1 protein-coding gene is annotated in these 732 nt (G+C 68.4%); it reads left to right on the top strand.

Features of this window, described 5'->3' with window-relative positions:
• A partial coding sequence (locus D6B71_RS22420) for an ATP-binding protein (protein ID WP_240641647.1) occupies nt 1–678 on the top strand: 678 nt, incomplete at its 5' end.
• Nucleotides 679–732 lie beyond the last annotated feature (54 nt).

The raw sequence follows: 732 nt of genomic DNA on the forward strand, positions 1-732 counted from the left end.
CTCGCCACCATGAGCCACGAGATCCGCACCCCCCTCAACGGCGTCATCGGCCTCACCGGCCTCCTCCTCACCACCGACCTCGACGAGCGCCAACACACCTACGCCCACGGCGTCCAGACCGCCGGCAACGCCCTGCTCGGCATCATCAACGACATCCTCGACTTCTCCAAGGTCGAAGCCGGCCGCCTCGAACTCGAACACCTCGACTTCGACCTCCTCGACCTCGTCGAGGAGACCGCCCAGCTCCTCGCCGACCCCGCCCGCGCCAAGAACCTCGAACTCCTCGCCTACTGCTCCCCCGACCTCCCCCTCGGCCTGCGCGGCGACCCCGGCCGACTCCGCCAGGTCCTGCTCAACCTGGTCTCCAACGCCATCAAGTTCACCGAGACCGGCGAAGTCGTCCTCGCCGCCCACCTCGACGACGTCACCGCCGACGGCGTCGTGGTCCGCTTCGAGGTCACCGACACCGGCATCGGCATCGACCCCACCCAACGCGACCACCTCTTCGAAGCCTTCTCCCAAGCCGACTCCTCCACCACCCGCCGCTACGGCGGCACCGGCCTCGGCCTGGCCATCAGCCGCCAACTCATCACCGCCATGGGCGGCACCATCGGCGTCGAGCCCCGCACCCCCACCCGCAACAACCCCACCGGCAACGGCTCCACCTTCTGGGTCTGAGGTTCCCCCCGGACCGTAGAGGCATCGACAATGAGGATCGAGATGCCAGAGAAG

The sequence above is a fragment of the Nocardioides ferulae genome, from assembly GCF_003660455.1.
GTDB lineage: Bacteria > Actinomycetota > Actinomycetes > Propionibacteriales > Nocardioidaceae > Nocardioides > Nocardioides ferulae.